Source organism: Halostella salina, assembly GCF_003675855.1.
GTDB classification, from domain to species: Archaea; Halobacteriota; Halobacteria; order Halobacteriales; family Natronoarchaeaceae; genus Halostella; species Halostella salina.
Genome location: NZ_RCIH01000001.1, coordinates 94,073 through 111,612, shown reverse-complemented (window position 1 = coordinate 111,612; position 17,540 = coordinate 94,073). Strand labels below are relative to the sequence as shown.

Annotated in this window: 18 protein-coding genes; 10 read left to right on the top strand and 8 right to left on the bottom strand. The window is 69.9% G+C overall.

Translation table 11 applies throughout. The features are described from left to right. Nucleotides 1–63: 63 nt before the first annotated feature. From D8896_RS00620 to D8896_RS00605, 4 genes are all read left to right on the top strand, one after another. Nucleotides 64–513 (top strand): pyridoxamine 5'-phosphate oxidase family protein, encoded by a 450-nt coding sequence (locus tag D8896_RS00620; protein WP_121820138.1) that lies wholly within the window; start codon nt 64–66, stop codon nt 511–513. A 61-nt stretch (nt 514–574) separates the two neighbouring features. Beyond that, the gene (locus D8896_RS00615) at nt 575–1,582 is read left to right on the top strand and encodes a sodium:calcium antiporter (RefSeq protein ID WP_121820137.1); all 1,008 of its coding nucleotides are present in this window, start codon (nt 575–577) and stop codon (nt 1,580–1,582) included. A 99-nt stretch (nt 1,583–1,681) separates the two neighbouring features. Then, nucleotides 1,682–2,938, top strand: a complete 1,257-nt coding sequence (locus tag D8896_RS00610; protein ID WP_121820136.1) for an MFS transporter — start codon at nt 1,682–1,684, stop codon at nt 2,936–2,938. 75 nt (nt 2,939–3,013) lie between these two features. Next, complete coding sequence (locus tag D8896_RS00605; protein WP_121820135.1) at nt 3,014–3,484, top strand: carotenoid biosynthesis protein; 471 nt, start codon at nt 3,014–3,016, stop codon at nt 3,482–3,484. Between the two features lie 40 nt (nt 3,485–3,524). On the opposite strand, the gene D8896_RS00600 is transcribed toward D8896_RS00605, so the two are convergent. The 4 genes from D8896_RS00600 to D8896_RS00585 all read right to left on the bottom strand — a co-directional run bounded on the left by D8896_RS00600 (nt 3,525) and on the right by D8896_RS00585 (nt 8,339). Beyond that, entirely contained in the window at nt 3,525–6,044 is a 2,520-nt protein-coding gene (locus D8896_RS00600; RefSeq protein WP_121820134.1) for an efflux RND transporter permease subunit, read from the bottom strand. 6 nt (nt 6,045–6,050) lie between these two features. Beyond that, nucleotides 6,051–6,749, bottom strand: coding sequence for a class I SAM-dependent methyltransferase (locus tag D8896_RS00595; protein WP_240451980.1), 699 nt, complete (start codon nt 6,747–6,749; stop codon nt 6,051–6,053). A gap of 194 nt (nt 6,750–6,943) precedes the next feature. Continuing rightward, nucleotides 6,944–7,870: an ArsR/SmtB family transcription factor gene (locus D8896_RS00590; protein ID WP_205596737.1), complete on the bottom strand. Its 927-nt coding sequence runs from the start codon at nt 7,868–7,870 to the stop codon at nt 6,944–6,946. A 43-nt stretch (nt 7,871–7,913) separates the two neighbouring features. After that, nucleotides 7,914–8,339 carry a CopG family ribbon-helix-helix protein gene (locus tag D8896_RS00585; protein ID WP_121820133.1) on the bottom strand — a complete coding sequence of 142 codons (426 nt, stop codon included), beginning with the start codon at nt 8,337–8,339 and terminating at the stop codon, nt 7,914–7,916. Between the two features lie 129 nt (nt 8,340–8,468). Between D8896_RS00585 and D8896_RS00580 the strand changes: the two genes are divergently transcribed. After that, nucleotides 8,469–8,759, top strand: coding sequence for a hypothetical protein (locus D8896_RS00580; RefSeq protein ID WP_121820132.1), 291 nt, complete (start codon nt 8,469–8,471; stop codon nt 8,757–8,759). A gap of 95 nt (nt 8,760–8,854) precedes the next feature. Here the strand turns inward: D8896_RS00580 and D8896_RS00575 are convergent, their stop codons facing one another. Continuing rightward, the gene (locus D8896_RS00575; protein ID WP_121820131.1) at nt 8,855–9,505 is read right to left on the bottom strand and encodes a DUF7504 family protein; all 651 of its coding nucleotides are present in this window, start codon (nt 9,503–9,505) and stop codon (nt 8,855–8,857) included. Continuing rightward, nucleotides 9,498–10,385 (bottom strand): GAF domain-containing protein, encoded by an 888-nt coding sequence (locus D8896_RS00570; protein WP_162991378.1) that lies wholly within the window; start codon nt 10,383–10,385, stop codon nt 9,498–9,500. Before D8896_RS00570 ends, D8896_RS00575 begins: the two co-directional genes overlap by 8 nt. 157 nt (nt 10,386–10,542) lie before the next feature. Between D8896_RS00570 and D8896_RS19070 the strand changes: the two genes are divergently transcribed. Then, complete coding sequence (locus D8896_RS19070; protein WP_205596736.1) at nt 10,543–10,698, top strand: AbrB/MazE/SpoVT family DNA-binding domain-containing protein; 156 nt, start codon at nt 10,543–10,545, stop codon at nt 10,696–10,698. 12 nt (nt 10,699–10,710) lie between these two features. On the opposite strand, the gene D8896_RS00565 is transcribed toward D8896_RS19070, so the two are convergent. Together D8896_RS00565 and D8896_RS00560 are read right to left on the bottom strand one after the other, a co-directional pair. Continuing rightward, complete coding sequence (locus D8896_RS00565; protein ID WP_121820129.1) at nt 10,711–11,439, bottom strand: nucleotidyltransferase family protein; 729 nt, start codon at nt 11,437–11,439, stop codon at nt 10,711–10,713. After that, nucleotides 11,436–12,626 carry a molybdopterin molybdotransferase MoeA gene (locus D8896_RS00560; RefSeq protein ID WP_121820671.1) on the bottom strand — a complete coding sequence of 397 codons (1,191 nt, stop codon included), beginning with the start codon at nt 12,624–12,626 and terminating at the stop codon, nt 11,436–11,438. Before D8896_RS00560 ends, D8896_RS00565 begins: the two co-directional genes overlap by 4 nt. A 234-nt stretch (nt 12,627–12,860) precedes the next feature. Here D8896_RS00560 and D8896_RS00555 point away from each other — a divergent pair, with 234 nt between their 5' ends. The 4 genes from D8896_RS00555 to D8896_RS00540 are packed head-to-tail and all read left to right on the top strand — an operon-like array spanning nt 12,861 to nt 17,513. Continuing rightward, nucleotides 12,861–13,454, top strand: coding sequence for a CoxG family protein (locus D8896_RS00555; RefSeq protein WP_205596735.1), 594 nt, complete (start codon nt 12,861–12,863; stop codon nt 13,452–13,454). Then, a complete protein-coding gene (locus D8896_RS00550) occupies nt 13,454–14,341 on the top strand; it encodes an FAD binding domain-containing protein (RefSeq protein ID WP_121820127.1) in 888 nt (295 codons plus the stop codon). Before D8896_RS00555 ends, D8896_RS00550 begins: the two co-directional genes overlap by 1 nt. Next, entirely contained in the window at nt 14,338–15,018 is a 681-nt protein-coding gene (locus tag D8896_RS00545; protein WP_121820126.1) for a (2Fe-2S)-binding protein, read from the top strand. The genes D8896_RS00550 and D8896_RS00545 overlap by 4 nt, the downstream gene beginning before the upstream one ends. Beyond that, nucleotides 15,015–17,513 carry an aerobic carbon-monoxide dehydrogenase large subunit gene (locus D8896_RS00540; protein WP_205596734.1) on the top strand — a complete coding sequence of 833 codons (2,499 nt, stop codon included), beginning with the start codon at nt 15,015–15,017 and terminating at the stop codon, nt 17,511–17,513. Before D8896_RS00545 ends, D8896_RS00540 begins: the two co-directional genes overlap by 4 nt. Nucleotides 17,514–17,540: the final 27 nt, after the last annotated feature.

The window sequence follows — 17,540 nt, the reverse complement described above, 5'->3', positions numbered from 1 at the left end:
ACAGGTACGGTCGGGCACAGGTACCCCGGCCCGCTTATGCTGTATGGTATCGTACGCCGATCCATGAGCGACCTCCGCTGGGTCCAGATGACCGACGAGGAGCGCGACGAACTGCTCGGCGACGGGGGGACCGGCGTCGTCTCGTTCGGCGCGGGCGGGGACGAGCCGCCGTTCTCGCTGCCGGTGTCGTACGGCTACAACGCCGACGCGGGTGAGTTCTACTTCCGGCTCTCGTCGCCGTCGAACGGGGGAAAGGGCGCGGTCGTCGACAGGCCGGTCACCGTCGTCGTCCATCGGGACACGGACCACGGGTGGCGGAGCGTCGTGGCGACGGGACGGCTCGAACCGCTCGCCGACGAGCCCTACGACTCGACCGCGACGCAAGGCCTGTGGGGAGTCCACATCCCCGTCGTCGACATCTTCGACCGGCCGCGGGAGGAGGTGCCGTTCGAGGACTACAGGCTCGACCCCGACGAGGTGTCGGGCCGGAAGGAAGCCGTCGCCGACCGCTGACCCGTCGCCCGCGTCCGTCACGAACACCTTAGTCCGCGGGGCGAGACGGACGAGCCAACGGATGGTCGGACTCCTCGCGTACGCCGCGCTGGCGGTCGTCTCGACTGCCGTCATCTGGAAGGGGAGCGTGGCGCTCGAACGCTCGGCCGAGCGCCTCAGCAAGCACTACGGCCTCCCCGTCGCCGTGCACGGCGCGGTCGTGGTCGCCGTCGGGTCGAGCTTCCCGGAGCTGAGCTCCGTCGTCATCGGCACCCTCGTCCACGGCGAGTTCGCGCTCGGGGTCGGCACCATCGTCGGGAGCGCCATCTTCAACCTGCTCGTGATCCCGGCGGCGTCGGCGTTCTCCAGCGAGGAACTGGAGGCGACGCGGGACATCGTCCACAAGGACGCCCAGTTCTACATTATCAGCGTCCTCGTCCTCTTTATCACCTTTGCCCTCGGCGCGACGTACGTCCCCGGCGGCACGAACGAGGCGGCGGTCCTCACGCCGGCGCTGGCGGCCATGCCGCTCGTGACGTACGGCGTGTACGTCTTCCTCCAGTATCAGGACACTCGCGACTACGTGCCGTCCCGCACGATCGAGGTCGACACGCGCCGGGAGTGGGCCACGCTCGCGGTCTCGCTGGTCGTCATCGCCGTCGGCGTCGAGGGCCTCGTCCGGGCCGTCCTCGCCTTCGGCGCGGCGTTCGGAACGCCGAGTTTCCTGTGGGGGCTGACCGTGATCGCCGCGGCGACGAGCCTGCCCGACGCCGTCGTCAGCGTCCGCGCCGCCAGGGACGACGAGAGCGTCACCAGCCTCACGAACGTGCTCGGGAGCAACACGTTCAACCTCCTCGTCGCCATCCCCGTCGGCGTCCTGCTCGCCGGGTCGGCGACGATCAACTTCCTCGCGACCATCCCGACGATGGGGTTTCTCGCGTTCGCGACGATCGTGTTCATCGTCTTCACCCGCACCCACCTCGAACTCACCGACAGCGAGGCCGTCGGCTTCCTCGCGCTGTACGCCGTCTTTCTCGCGTGGATGACGGCGGAGACGCTCGGCCTGATCGAGACGGTGCAGGGCATCTGATCGACCGGCAGCCGCCGCGCCGCGGTCGGTTTCTGAGAATGCGTGACACATACACGCCAGATATATATCGATTCGAAATGATCCTCCGGGAACCCGCAGATGGCGCGCCTCTCCAAGTCCGCGGTCGTCACCCGTTACTACCTCTACCGCGCGACCGCCCGCCCCGGCTTCCACTACCCCGTGTACACGCTGTTCCTGCTGTGGAACGGCCTCAGCTTCGCCCAGATCGGCCTGATCGCCACGATCCAGGCGGTCGTCGTCGTGACGGGCGAGATCCCGACCGGCTACGTCGGCGACCGGATCGGCCGCCGGAACAGCCTCGCGGTCGGGGCGGCGCTGATGGTGGTGTCGAACGCCAGCTACCTCGTCGCCACCGACTTCGTCGGCTTCACGTTCACGTTCGTGATGCTGTCGTTCGGCGGCACGTTCATCTCCGGCAGCGGGAGCGCGTGGCTGTACGACACGCTCGCCGAGCACGGCGACGAGGACGAGTTCACCCGCGTCCAGGGCCGCGGCCGGGCGATCGGGCAGTGGGTGAGCGTCGTCACGCTGATCGCCGGCGGCTTTCTCTACGCGACGAACCGCTTCTACCCGTTCTACGCGGGCGTCGCGGTGGCGCTGATCAACCTCGTCCTCGTCCTCCGACTCCCGCAGAACCGGGCGTACGACGACGACGAGGACACCGACGACGAGGTGATGACCATCGTCGACGCGCTCCCGGTCATCCGCGACCAGCTGGCCGCGCCGAGCCTGCGCTCCTTCGTCGTCTACCTCGCGCTGTTCAGCGGCGCGATCCTCACGATGGACATGTGGATCCAGCCCATCGCGCAGAACACGCTGGAGGCCAGCGTCGGGCCGCGGCTGGAGCGCTGGGGGCTCGCCGAGGCGCCGACGATCGGCTTCCTCTACGCCTCCTTTACCGTCGTCTCGGCCGTGACGAGCGACTACGCCAGCGACCTGGAGTCGCTGCTGGGCGTCCGCAACGCGATGCTGCTCGTCCCCGTCGGGATCGCCGCGACGTACGTCGCCGCGGGGCTGGTTCCGCTGCTGGCGTTCCCGATGTTCTTCGCGATGAAGGGCGGCAGCTCGGTGATCCGACCGATCTACCAGGGGTACATCAACGACCAGGTGCAGTCGGTCGGCCGCGCGACCCTGCTGTCGTCGGTCGCCATGCTGCGCTCGGTCGCCGGCATCCCGTTCCGCGTCGGGAGCGGCGTCCTCGCCACGTGGTGGTCGACGCTGGACGCGGTGGCGCTGCTCGGTGCCGTGTTCATCGTCGGGGCCGCCCTCCTGTTCGCGCTGTCGCCGCCCGTCAAGTCCGGCTACGACTCGCCGGCCGCGTCGGCCGCCGACTGACCGGCAGCGGCCGCCGCGGAGCGACGACAGCCGGAACGCTCCGGCTTTATGCCGGCTCGACGGGTAGTCCCGCGCATGTCCGACAGTCGAACCTTCGCCGCGACGACCGCGGCGGTCGGTCTCGTCGCGCTCGTCCACGCCGCCGTCACGTGGCCGACGGCCGCGACGGTCGCATTCTTCGGCGGCGGGGCCGCCGTCGCGTTCGTCGCCGAGGCGGCCGTGATCAACGCCGGCTGGCTCGACCACCATATCGGCCCGAAAGTCGTCGGCGTCCCGCTCTACGTCCTGTTGGGGTGGACGGGTGCCGTGTACGCCGCGTTCCGGGTCGCGCTGCTGGCGGTCGACGGCTGGCCGGCGGTCGCGGCCGGCGCGGCGCTGGCGACGGGGTACGACCTGCTCGTCGACCACCGCGGCGTCGCGGACGGCCACTGGACGTACACCGACGACCTCCCCGGACCGCGCTTCCGTGGCGTCCCGTGGTGGAACTACGCCGGATGGGCCGTCATCAGCGCCGCGACGGCGGCGTTTGCCGTGCCGTTCCTCTGAGGGGATGCGGACGGGCCCGTCCGTCGTCCCGACGGCCCCCTCAATCGTCGGCGGCCGCCGCCGGGCGCTCCGAGCCGCCGCGAATCGCCTCGGACCTGCCGGCGCGCGCCCAGAGCGCGAGCATGCTCGGGAGGACGACGGTGCTCACGACGAAGGCGGCGAGCAGGGCCAGCACGACCAGCGTGCCGAAGTTCTGTAGCTGGGGGGAGGGGTGAAGCGTCAGCGAGAGGAACGCGACGGCGGTGGTCAGGGCGCTGCCGAGCAGCGCGCCCCCGGTGCCGACGACGGCGGCTTCGAGCGCCGCGGACGGGGCGCGGCCGTCGCGCAGTTCCCCGGCGAACCGGTCGCTCAGGTGGATGTTGTAGTCGATCCCCAGCCCGATGACGAGGCTCATCAGGAGCGCCGTCAGCATCGTCAGGGGCACGTCGAGCAGATACATGCCGGTGACGACGAGCCCGGTCACCAGCGCGACGGGGACGCCCGTGACCACGCCCAGCGAGGCGCTCCCGTGGACGCGCCACGAGACTGCGACCAGGGCGAGCAGCACCGCCGCCAGCGCCAGCGCCATCACGCGGAGGATGCCGTCGGTGAGCGCAGCGATCCCGGCCTGCCGGATCGTCGTGCCGCTGACGGCCGTGACGGTCAGGTCGTCGTCGCCGGACGCGACCGCCGTGGCGGCCACACGCTGGTCGCCGGCGCGCTCATCGAGGGTGCCGGTGCCGTCGGCGGGGCCGACGACGCGCACCGACCGGTACTCGCCGTCGGTCCGCTCTATCACGCGGCTCGCCGCGCCGGGCGCGACCTCGTAGAGGCGGTCGTACACCGCCCCGACGTTCCGGTCCGGCACGCCGTCGCCGTCCGTGTCGGCGGCCGCGAGGGTCTCCGCGAACGCGTCGTTGCGCTCGGCGACCGAGCCCATGACGGTCACGGGCGAGACGACGCGGGCGCTCCCCCGCCGGTCCGCGGCGAGAGCGTCAGCGCCGCGCTGGACGCGGTCTAACGTGTCCGCGTCGGTCACGTCGCCCTCGACGAGCAGCTGGACGCGCTCGCTCTCGTCGTCGGCGACCGCGCGGTACTGCTCGTTGACGTAGCTCCGGTGCAGGCTGTAGTCCCCGCCGTCCCAGGCCATCGGCCCGGGGAGTTCGGTCTTCCACTCCGCGGCCGGTTCCGTCTGGCGCTCGAACGGCTTCTCGTCCAGCGCCGTCCACGCGACCGCGCCGCTGCTGCCCGCGACCAGCGCGAGGACGATGACGGCCGGCGCGGCCCGCTTCGCCAGCCCGACGCTGGCCTGCAGCAGGGGCCGGACGAGGGCGCTCTCGCCGAGCGGTCGCTTCCGGCGGTCGAGCCCGAAGCGCTCCAGCAGGCTATCGACCCCGACCTTCAGCGCCGGGACGAGCGTCAGGAACACCACGAACGACGAGACGACGCCGAGCGTGATCCCGATCCCCAGCGCGCGGATGTCCGGCACGGGGTTGACGACGTTCGAGAGGAAGCCGATCGCCGTGGTCAGCGTCACGAGGCCGAGCGCGAACGCGACGGCCCGGACGGCGCGGCGCATCGGCGGTCGGACGCCCTCGTCGGGGCCGCGGTTCTCGCGGTAGCGCGTGAACACGTGGAACCCGTAGTCGATGCTCAACCCGGCGATCAGCACCGGCCCGACGATCATCGTGATCCCGGCGGCGACGTTCAGCCAGCCGAGGATCCCGAACATCCAGACGACGGAGACGACGACGCCGACCAGCCCGACCGCCACGTCGACGACGTCGCGGTACGTGAACGCGAGGACGCCGACGATCAGCGCCAGCGCGATGGGGAGGACGAACTGGGCCGTGTTCCGGTTCATCCGCTCGCTGTTTTGGGCGATGGCGTGCTCGCCGAGCGTGAAGAACTCGGGGTCCTCGCGGCCGTCCGCTTCCGCGAACAGCGCCTTCGTCGCGGCGCTCGGTGCCTCGCCGTCGTCGGCCGCCTCGAACGCGAACAGCAGGCGGTGGCTCTCGGCGGTCGCGGTGCCCGGCTCGTAGCTGGCGGGCAGCAGGCGCAGCGCCGCCGAATCCGCGGTGAGCGTCCCGCGGAGGGCGGCGTCGACCGCCTGCTCGCTCGCGCCGTCGAGCGCGGCGACCTGCGCGTCGAGGTCCGCGTCCGGGTCGTCCGCCAGTCGCCGCGCGACGAGGCTGGGGACGCTCCGGACCCCGCCGTCGTCGGGCGTCGCGGTGGCGACGGACGCGTTGTCGGTCACCGCCCGCTGGTAGCGTAGCGCGTCGAGCAGCGCGGCCTTCGACAGCGCGTTCCCGTCGGCGTCGCGGACGTACACCTCGACGCGCACCGGGTCGCCGCCCCCCGACCCGTCGCCGTAGCGCTCGGCGACGTAGTCGGCCTTCCGGTCGGGCGTCGTCTCGGGCAGCATCGCGTTGCCGCCCCCGCCGCTGTCGGTGTTCATCCCCGTCGCCCCGACGGCCATCCCGGCCGTCAGCACGAGCATCACGAGGACGACCGCCCAGCTATGGGTCGTGAGCATGCCGACCCATCCGTCGACGAGCCGTTTGAGGCTGGATCCCGACATCGTGGATCACTCCGGGACGGCCTCGACCGTCGTGATCATCCCGAGGAAGCCGGAGTCGGCGCGCCGGACCGTCAGCCCCGCCTCGTCGACGACGGCCAGCGGTTCCTGCGTCCAGCGACAGCCGGCCGTCTCGTAGTGAGCGTCGGCGCGCCACTCCTGGAAGCGCGCGACCGGACCGACGCTGCTCCGGCCGTGTTCGACGAGCAGGATCCGGCCGTCGGGGTCGCAGACGCGCTCCATCTCCCGCAGAGCGGCGACCGGGTCCGGGAACGTGCAGGTCGACAGCGCCGAGATCACGGTGTCGAAGCTGTCGTCCGGAAAGTCGAGGTTCTGGGCGTCCATCCGGCGGACCGTCCCGTCGAGTTCGAGGTCGGCGAGCCGGTCGCGGGCACCCGCCAGCATCTCCGGGCTGATGTCGACGCCGACGAGGTCGACCGTCCCGGGGAGGTACGGGAAGTTCGTCCCGGTGCCGCAGGCGACGTCGAGGACGCGGCCCTCGGCGTCGCCGAACTGCCGCTCCCGGTAGCCGCCGACGAACAAGCGGTCGAACCGTTCGAACCGCCGGAATGCGTCGGCGTAGTCGGCGTAGGCGGCCCGGATCTCGTCGGTGGACATTGGCCGGTTTCCGACGGGGTCGGTGCCGGCGTCGGCCCCGCGCTCGGCGGACTGTGCTCGTCCGTGCTCGGGTCGTTCGGTCGAGTTCATGGGTTCGTTCCTCGTTCGACCGGGCGGCTCGCTCGTTCATAAGTATTATCGACTTTTTGATATATTACCAGCCCCGTTTCAAAATCGGATTTGAGCCGGAGCGCCCGCGAAACGGGGATGATCGTCGGATCACCGGGAGACGGGAGCGTGCGTTGGCCGAGTCACTCAACCGGCGTTTTGTAATTCTTCTTTCACTATTCCGGCTGACCGACGCCGCTGCGTCGCACGCGCTCCGTGTGGATCACCGTCGCGGTGTCGTCGAGGCGGGCACGAAGCACGTCGTCGCCCTCGCGCAACTCGACCGCGTACTCGGCGGGGTCCGTCGCTGCCTGCTCGGAGGTCCAGCGCCCCGCCCGAATGCGGTCGTTGAACAGCCGGATCCCCTCCGACAGCACGTCGATCCCGTGGTCCCAGTGGAAGGCGACCGACGCGGGATGGTGCGCGACGCCGTAGGTCAACGGTCCGGAGTAGCGGCGCAGACACGCCTCGCAGCGGTCCACCGCCACGAACGAGTCCGCGTCGGGTAACGGCGAGTCGCTGGCGTCCATCACCACGGTCGAGAGCGGGCCGGCGCAGGTCGGACAGACCCCGCGTCTGACCTGCCGGTAGTCGAACGTCTGTTTCCGGATCGCCATCCGGACCAGTTCCTCGCCGTCCCAGGCCCGCGCCTGCGCGGGCTTGAGGAAGTAGCCCATCGCGGGTTCCTCGCAGTCGGTACAGACGACGAAGAACAGCTCGTGCTGGAACCGGGCCTCCAGTTCCGTCGCACCGCAGAACAGGCACGTCCCGCGAGTCTCCACCGGGCCGAACGCCGGCGGTCGCTCGTAGTTGCCCGAGAGAACGAAGCGAACGAGCTCCTGCCCGGCGTGGGTAAAGGAGTACCCGTCCTCGTCCTTGCGGAGGAAGGTGCCAGTCAGCTCCCCGAGGTGGTACGACAGCTTCGACGTGTTGTCGACGTCGACCGCGTCGTAGATGTCGGAGAACGACAGCCGCATCGGTCCCGACCGCTGTGGCAGCTCGGACTGTTTGACCGCGACTGCCCGCAGGATCTCGACGCGCGTGCTGTCGGCGAGGAGTCCGAAGACCGCGTCGGCCGACCGGCCGTCCATCGAGTCGCTCATGGCGTCGCAAAACGGGCCGCGACCAGATGAAGGTACGGGACCGCTACTCCGCCGTCAGGGGGTTGAAGTCGTCGACCGGCATCACCGAGTAGTCGACGTTCAGCGTGTCCTGGGTCGCGCGGATCTTCCCGACGAACGTCGAGATCTCCTCCAGCGACCCCTCGAGGATGAACAGCTCCATGCAGTGGTGCTCGCCGACGTGGCTGTGGAAGTTCGACGCGACCAGGTTCTCGTGCTCGTGGCGGAGATGCATCATCTTCTCCTCGACGCTGGTCGTCTCGTAGTCGAACATCACGGTGATGATGCCCATCAGCTCGCGGCCCTCCAGGCGCTTGTCCTCGAACTCCCCGAGCAGGTTGCGGGCGGCCTCCCGGACGACCTCGCTCCGGCCGGTGTAGCCGTGGTCCTCGGCGAACTCGTCGATCCGGTTCAGGAGTTCCTCGGGCATCGAGACGCTTGCGACCGTCATATATTAACTGAAGCGGGAAAAGTTGTTAAGGATTACGTTGTCCGGCGATCGGACCGCCGCCCCACACGAAGCCGTCGGCAGGCCCTGCAGCAAGTTATATTACCTCGCCGGACTTGCCGTGCAACAACGATGTGTCGGGAGATGAGGCGCGAGCCGGCGTGGGTGTCCGCGATCCGGCTCGCGATGTTGGAAGGACGCGTCGACGTTGACGCCGTGATGGCGGAGGCGAATCTGGTCGACGGCCGGGAGCGGACGGTCCGCGACGTGCTGTCGACGATGCACGAGCGCGGCCTCCTGACCGCCGTCGGGGACGACGACGCGTACGTGCCGGGACCGGTGTTGCTCGACTCCGACCGCTTCGACATGGACTTCGACCGGGCGTCGGACGGCGGCGCGCACCGCTGGAACTCGGCGGTGTAGCCGGCGTCAGCGCGATTTCTCGTGTACCCCGGTCGCTGGACTCGCGCTCCCCCCACCGGCAGGTTCGTCCGGCGGTTCCGGCCGCCCCGAACCGGTCAGTCCGAGGTGGGTTCGAACGGGGTCCACTCGCGGGGCTGGTCGGGCAGCCCGCGGACGCGCAGTTCCGGCGTGGCGTCCGTGTCCCGGACGTCGATCCGGGCGTCACAGAACTGGCTAAGCGTGCTGATCGTCCGGTCGTCGTGGATCACGGGGTCGATGAGGAGGACGCCGAACCCGTCGACGCTGTCGATGCGACCCCCGAGCGTGTGGGCAAAGCGGGAGACCGACTTGAGGTCGCCAAAGGAGAGCAGCGTCGACAGCGAGAACAGCCCCGTGCGGACGCGTTCGATCCCCGAACTGTTGTAATCCCGGTACACGTCGGAGAAGCACATCCCGATGCCGGTCAGGTCCGCCGGGCCGGAGACCGAGAGCACCCGCGCCGGCACGTTCGAGGCCTCCTCGCCGACGCAGTCGAGGATCGCGGCCCGGTCGGCCGCGAGTTCGATCCCGACCCGTGCGCAGTCGTCCGCGATCCGCTCCGCCCGACGGTTGGTGGTGATGATGACGACCCCCTCGTCGGCCGTCCCCGAGAGCAGTTGCAGGGCCAGGTCGCGAGCACCCGCATGCATCGGCCCGGAGACGAGTAGCACCGTTCCGGCCCGGATCGGCTCCACCGGAAGCCCGTCGAACGCGTAGGGGTCACCCATCGGTATCCCCCCCATCACCGTCGCGCAGGCGGCGGCGCAGGTCGAGTTGCTCCATCGCCTCGTCGGCGAGCATGGACAGAAGCTCCCGGTCGCGGTCGGAGAACGCCCGCGGAGCGTCGTCGAACACACAGAAGGCACCGATCGCCTCACCGTCCGGCGTCACGAGCGGCGCGCTCGCGTAGAACCGGATGTCCGCGGCCGCGAGATGGTCGTTCTCCGCGAACCGGGGGTCGTCGCGAACGTCCTCGAGGACCGTCACGTCCTCGTCGAGGATGGCGTACGTACAGACCGTCTCCTCGCGCGGGATCTGACCGAACGAGACGCCGTGGCAGGCGAAAAACCGCTCCTCGTGCGCGTCGATAAGCCCGACCGCGGCGGCGTCGATGTCGAACAGTTCGGTCGCGACCTCGGTCAACCGGTCGACGGAGTCCCCGAGCGCCTCCGGGTCGATCGCGTATCGCCCGAGGGCGGCCACGCGGGCGTCCTCGTTCTCGGGGAGGGGGTAGGCGGTCTGGTTGTGGAAGGCGACGCTGTGTTCGACGAGCGACACGAGTTCGTCCAGCGTCTCCGGGCCGGCCTTCGGGAGGTACTCGGCCACGAGTTCGCCGAAGGCGGCCGTGTCGATCTGCTCGATCGGACGGTCGGTGTAGAGAACACAGGCGGTGTCGGGGGCCGTCTCCCGGGTTGCCTGCACGAGTTCGAGGCCGGACCCGTCGGGGAGCACCTGCTCGGTGACGAGACACTCGACTGTCAGGTCGCCGTCGAGCACATCGCGGGCGTCCGCGACCGACCCTGCAGTCCGGGTGTCGAACCCCGCCGCCGCGAGCGCCTCGGCGGTCCGTTCCCGCTCCCGGTCGTCCGGGTCCACACAGAGGATCACGGTCGGATATCCCGTCAACCGGTAGTAAAATTTCTGCCCGTTTCCGGGGCCGGCGGGTGCAGCGAGCGCCGGCACTAGCGACGGGGCCGAGACAGACGGGTCGCTACGCGACGACGTAGCGCAAACTATGTGTGTGCTACGGCCGTACGCCGGACCGATGGGTAACCTCACCGACACCAAGGTCTCGGAGAAGAACCTGACGACGGTCCCGAAGCCGGTTCGGAACTTCCTCGACGTGGGGGCCGGCGACCGCGTCGAGTGGCACGTCGAGAACGGCGATATCGTCGTCCGGAAGGCGGCCGACGACGAGTAGCGCCGCGGGAGTTTAGCGGCCGTCGTCGAGGTCATCCGGTTCGTCCACGTCCCGGCGCACGCCCGGGTCCGCGACCGCGACGAGCGCGCCCGCATCGCTGCCGAGCAGTATCGCCCGGCCGCCCGTGTCGCCCGCCACGTCGGTCAGGTCGTCGAAGAAACGACGGTCGAACAGCACCGGATTCCCGCGCTCGCCGTCGTGGGCGGCGGCGAGCGCGTCCCCGACGCCCGCGGCGTACGCGGCCACGAGCGTCCGCACCGTCCCCGGATCGACGAAGGGCATGTCGCCGAGCGCGACGACGGCGGCGTCGACCGCCGCCCGCTCGCGGAGCGCCGCGACCCCGGTTCGGACCGAGGACGCCTGACCGTCCCGGTAGTCCGGGTTGTGGACCGTCGTGACTGGGGAGTCCGACAGCGCCGCCCGCACGCGTCCGGCCTCGTGGCCGGTGACCGCCACAACCGGGTCCAGTCCCGCGTCGACGAGCGTCCGCGCCGCGCGAGCGACGATCGGCTCGCCGTCGACCGGTTCCAGCAGCTTGTTCCGGTCGCCGTAGCGGCTGCTGGTCCCGCCCGCGAGGAGGACGCCGCCGACGCGGGGCGACTCGCCGTCGTCCGGGTCGGTCCCGTCGTCCGGTTCGTCCCCGCCGAACGGCGGTTCGACGAGTGGGAGGTCGCCCCCGGACGGCCGACCGTCGGTGGAGTCGGCGTCCCCGGCGGCATCCTCCGCGTCGTCGGCCGTCATCGCTCCACGACGGGGTAGGGAACCACGTCGACCGGTTCGTCCGCGGCCAGCGCGTCCTCGGTGAGGACGAACCCGTCGGCCCGGGACGCGCGCGTGCTGGAGGAGAGCACGCTCGGGTCGAACTCGTCGTCGTACACCGCGAGCGGCGACTCGGCGTGGCCGAGCGGCGTCGCCGTCCCGTCCGCGAGCGTCACCGGGACGGCGTAGGCGAAGCCGGGGACCGAGATGCCAACGTCGCAGGCCATCGTCGCGTCGACGGTGGGCAGGTCGACGCGCCCGGTGAAGTAGGGTCGGGCGACCAGCGACGTGACCGCGTGCGCGCCGACCGGCTTGCCGGGGATGGCGAAGACGACCGCATCGGGGAGTTCGGCGACGGCGATCGGTTTGCCGGGACGGAGGCGGACGCGGTGGAACAGCACGTCGCCCAGTTCGCGCAGCGCCCGGACGACGTAGTCGGCTTTCCCCACGCTCGTCCCGCCGGTCGTCAGCACCACGTCGTGGTCGGCCGCGAGGGCGGCGATCCGGTCCCGGACGCGCTCGTAGTCGTCGGGGACGGTCCCCTCGTACGTCGCCTCGTGGCCCCACGACCGGACGAGGCCGGCGAGCATCGGCGAGTCCAGGTCGCGGTGTTTCCCCTCGTGGATCTCCGTGCCGGTCGCCAGCAGGCCGGCCGAGAGGCGCTCGCGGACGGCCACCTCGTCGATTCCGAGGTCCCCGAGCAACAGGGCGTCCTTCGGCCCGAGGCGCTCCCCCGCGTCGAACAGGCGCTCGCCCTCGGCGACGTTGCTCCCGCGCTCGTACACGTACGTCCCGGGATCGGTGGGCGTCCCCGTCAGCCGCCCGTCTTCGACGGTCGCCTCCTCCTGTTTCAGCACGGCGTTGGCGTCGGGCGGGACTGGCGCGCCGGTGAAGATCCTGACGGCCTCGCCGGCCGCGAGCGACGGCGGCTCGTCGTCCGGGTACACCTCGGCGTCGACGAGGTCGTAGGGGTACTCGCCGGCGGCGTCGAACGCGTACCCGTCCATCGTCGCGTGGCTCCGGGCGGGCACGGCCGTCGGCGCGTCGACCGGCTCGGCGAGTTCGCGCCCGGCGATCCGGTCCAGCGGAACCGTCTCGACGTTGCGGCGTTCGAGCCGGCGAGCGCGCAGATCGCGGACCGTCTCGGCCCCATCCCGCCAGGAGCGCATCTCCCCGTGGTCGTGGTCAGCGGTCACTCGCCCTGCACCTCCCGGTTCGCTCCGTCGGTCTCGACGGCTCGGATCGGTGTGATCTCGTCCACGACGTATCTTTCACGTTCAATAACCTTATTAGGGTGGTATCCCATAGCATGGAGCGTGGTAATAGTATGCTCATAGTGGAGGGTTATAAAAGATGACGGCGGCGAGCGAGCGACGAACCGGGGCGGACGGAGGCGGTCGCTGATGGAGTTCGACGGCGAGTTCGAACTGGCGGACGTACCGCCCGACAAGGCCTGGGTCGTGCTCTCGGACCCCATCGCGGTCCGGGACGCGCTGAAGGGCTGCAAGTACATCACGCCGATGGACGACGACTTCGAGTGGGACAGCTACGAGCCCGAGGAGGACGTCGAGACGCTCCCGGAGGCAGACGCCGACGCGGTCGCCGCACGAGCGTTCAAGGAGGGCCAGCAGTACGCGGCGCTGATGCAGGTCGGCGTCGGTAGCGTGAAGCCGAAGTTCGAGACGACGGTCACCATCGACGAGCGCGACGAGGAGAACTTCGAGATGACGGCGACCGGCTCCGGCTCCGCCAGCAGCAGCGGCTTCAGCATGGAGTCGGGGATGCGGATCCACGAGCTGGAGGACGGCGACGGCTCCCGCATCGAGTGGTGGACCGAGGCGGACATCTCCGGGCGGATCGCACAGCTCGGCGGCCGCGTCATCAACCCGGTCGCCAACAAGATCGTGAACAACTTCTTCAGCAACATCGAGTCCGAGATGACCGAGGTCGAGGAGACTGACTCGGGCGTCACGGACAAGATCCGGGGGATGTTCTGATGAAATCCGCACCGTTCGAACATTACGAACCGTCGACGGTCGGGGAGGCGACGAGCCTGCTGGAGAGCCTGGACGACCCGACGATCCTCGCCGGCGGCCAGAGCCTCGTGCCGATGCTCCGGTTCCGGCTGGCGAACCCCGACGTCGTCGTCGACATCAACGGCATCGACTCGCTCGACTACCTCCACGAGGACGACGGCTACCTCAAGCTCGGGGCGCTCGCGCGCCACGCCGACGTGGAGGAGTCCGACCTGATAGCCGAGCGCTACGGCAGCTTCGCCGACACCGCGCCGCTCGTCGCGGACCCGCAGATCCGCAACCGCGGGACGGTCGTCGGCTCCGTCGCGCAGGCCGACCCGAAGGGCGACTGGGGGAGCGTCCTGCTGGCCCACGAGGGCGAGGTCGTCGCCCACGGGCCGGACGGCGACCGGACGATCCCGGCCGACGAGTTCTTCCTCCTGCCGTACGACACGACGCTGTCGGAGGACGAACTGATCACGGAGGTGCGCGTCCCGACGCCGGAGCCGAACGAGGGCAGCGCGTACCACAAGCTGAAGCGCAAGACCGGCGACTACGCGATGGCCGGCGTCGGCGCACGGCTCGTCATGGACGACGACGGCGTCATCGAGACGGCCGGGATCGGGATGACGGCGGTCGACATCACGAACGCCCGCGCGACCGACGCCGAGGACCTGCTCGAAGGCGAGCGCCCCAGCGCCGACCTGTTCGAGGAGGCCGGGGAGCTGGCGAGCGAGCAGTCCAACCCCGAGTCCGACGAGCACGGCGGCGCGGCGTACAAGGAACGGATGGTGAACGTCCTCACACAGCGCGCGCTGGGCGACGCCGCCGAGCGCGCCGGGACGGTCAAACGGAGGGTTACACAGTGACCGACGAAACGGAGATCACGCTGACGGTAAACGGCACCGAGCACACGGTGGCAGTGGAGCCGCGGCGGCTCCTCGTCCACGCGATCCGCGAGGACCTGGACCTGACGGGCACGCACATCGGCTGTGACACCGGCAACTGCGGGGCCTGCACCGTGCTGAAGGACGGCGAACCGATCAAGTCCTGCCTGATGTTCGCGACGCAGGCCGACGGCGCGGAGATCCTCACCGTCGAGGGGATGGAGGACCTGCCCGCGTCCGACGGCCTCCACCCGCTACAGGAGGGGTTCCGCGAGGAGCACGGCCTGCAGTGTGGCTACTGCACCCCGGGGATGCTCATGGCCGGCAAGGCGCTGCTGGACGAGAACCCCGACCCCGTCGAGGACGAGATCCGCGAGGCGATAAGCGGCAACCTCTGTCGGTGTACGGGCTACCAGAACATCGTCCGATCGATCGAGTACGCGGCCGACGAGCTCGACGCCCGTGCCGCGACGGACGGCGGGACGGCGGCCGCCGACGGCGGTGCGACGGCTGGCGACGACACGGACGCCGAGTTCGCCACGGCAGGCGACGCCGACACGTTCTGCGGGCTGGAGGACTGCTGTGGCGGTCCCGACGGCGACCGGGAGTCGTTCGACGACCAGTTCGACCGCGACCACCTCGGAGGTGACGACCAGTGAGTTCCGACCGCGAAAACGCACCCGACGCCGACACGGAGTACCAGCACCCGGACGACGACGGCCCCGAACCGGAGAAACACTGCGGCCACGGCCGCGGCGGCATGGGCGAGGAGGTGAGCCGCAAGGAGGACAAGCGCTTCATCACCGGCCGGGGCAACTACGTCGACGACATCAAGAAACCGGGGATGCTCCACTGCGAGATCGTCCGGAGTCCGCACGCTCACGCCCGGATCGAGGAGATAGACGGCTCCCGGGCCGAGGCGATGGACGAGGTCGTCGCCGTGCTCACGGCGGAGGACCTGCTGGCTCACGACCTGGCGACGATGCCGACGCTGATGGACGACACGCAGGACGTGCTCGTCCGGGACAAGGTGAAGTTCCAGTCACAGGAGGTCGCGGCCGTCATCGCCGAGGACCGCTACGCCGCGAAGGACGGCGCGCAGAAGGTCGAGGTCGAGTACGACGTGCTCGACCCGGTCGTCGACGCCGAGGAGGCGCTCGAAGACGACGCGCCGCTGGTCCGCGACGAACTGGAAGACCAGGAGGACAACCACATCTTCGACTGGGAAACCGGCGAGAAGGAGCAGACCGAGCAGGTGTTCGACGAGGCCGACGTGACCGTCGAGGAGGACATGCTGTACCAGCGGCTCCACCCCGCGCCGATCGAGACCTGCGGCGCGGTCGCCGACTGGGACCCCGGCAAGGACAAGATGACGGTCCACATGACCTCGCAGGCACCCCACGCCCACCGCACCCTGTTCTCGCAGGTGTCGGGCATCCCCGAGCACAAGGTCCGGATCGTCAGCCCGGACGTGGGGGGCGGCTTCGGCAACAAGGTGCCGATCTACCCCGGCTACGTCGTCGCCGCGGCGGCGTCGTACGTGCTGGAGGAGCCGGTCAAGTGGATCGAGGAGCGCTCGGAGAACATCCAGACGACCGGGTTCGCCCGCGACTACGACATGACGGGCGAACTCGCCGCCACCGAGGACGGCGTGATCGAGGGCGTCAAAGTCGACGTGCTCGCCAACCACGGCGCGTACAACGCGGCGGCCCAGCCCTCGAAGTTCCCGGCGGGCTTCTTCAACATCTTCACCGGGTCGTACGACATCGAGGCGGCGTACGGCTCGCTGACGGGGGTGTACACCAACACCGCCCCCGGCGGCGTCGCGTATCGGTGTTCGTTCCGCGTGACGGAGGCGGTGTACCTCATCGAGCGCATGGTGAAGGTGCTCGCCGACGAACTCGACATGGACCCGGCGGAGATCCGGCGGAAGAACTTCATCCCGTCGGACGCGTTCCCCTACGAGTCCGCGACGGGGTGGAACTACGACTCCGGGGACTACGAGAAGGCGCTCGACAAGGCCCTGGAGATGGCCGACTACGAGCACTACCGCGAGGAGCAACAGCGCCGGCTGGAGGAGGACGCCGACAAGCTGCTGGGCATCGGCATCTCCTCCTTCACCGAGGTCGTCGGGGCCGGCCCCGGCAAGCAGTGCGACATCGCCGGCATCGAGATGTTCGACTCCGCGGACCTGCGCGTGAACCCGACCGGCAACGCAGTCCTGCGCATCGGCGTCCAGACGCAGGGGCAGGGTCACGAGACGACGTTCGCCCAGATCGTCGCCGAGGAGCTCGGCATGGACGTCGACGACATCGTCGTCGAGCACGGCGACACCGACACGGAGCCATACGGACTGGGCACCTACGGCTCCCGGTCGACGCCGGTCGCCGGCGCGGCCGCCGCCGTCGCGGCGCGGAAGGTCCGCGACAAGGCCAAGTCCATCGCGGCCAACGAGCTGGAGGCCGCCGAGGAGGACATCGAGTGGGACCGCGAGTCCGGCGAGTTCCACGTCGCCGGCGCGCCCGACCGCTCGATCACCATCACCGAGATCGCGGCCGGCGCGTACATGAACCACCCCGGCGGCGAGGAGCCGGGGCTCGAGGCGGTGAACTACTACGACCCGCCGGAGATGACGTACCCGTTCGGGTCGTACATCGTGATCGTCGAGATCGACCGCGAGACCGGCGAGATCGAGTTCGAGAAGTTCGTCGCCGTCGACGACTGCGGCAACCGGATCAACCCCATGATCATCGAGGGGCAGATCCACGGCGGCCTCGCACAGGGGATCGGGACGGCGCTCATGGAGCACGTCACCTACGACGACAACGGCAACGTCACGGGCGGCGACTTCATGAACTACCTGCTGCCGACCGCAAACGAGATCCCCAACTTCGAGACGGGCCACACCGTCACGCCGTCGCCCCACCATCCGATCGGGGCGAAGGGCGTCGGCGAGTCGCCGACCGTCGGCTCGCCGCCGGCGATCGTCAACGCCGTCGTCGACGCGATGTCCCACGAGGGCGTCAGCCACGTCGAGATGCCGATGACGCCCGACGTGGTCTGGGAGAAACTGGACGAGGTCGGGCTGAGCCACCAGCCCGTCCGGAACGTCGAGTTCAGCGTCGAGGACGACGGGGAACCGGCCGACGACTGACCGCACCGCGCCGACTGCCGGGACGGA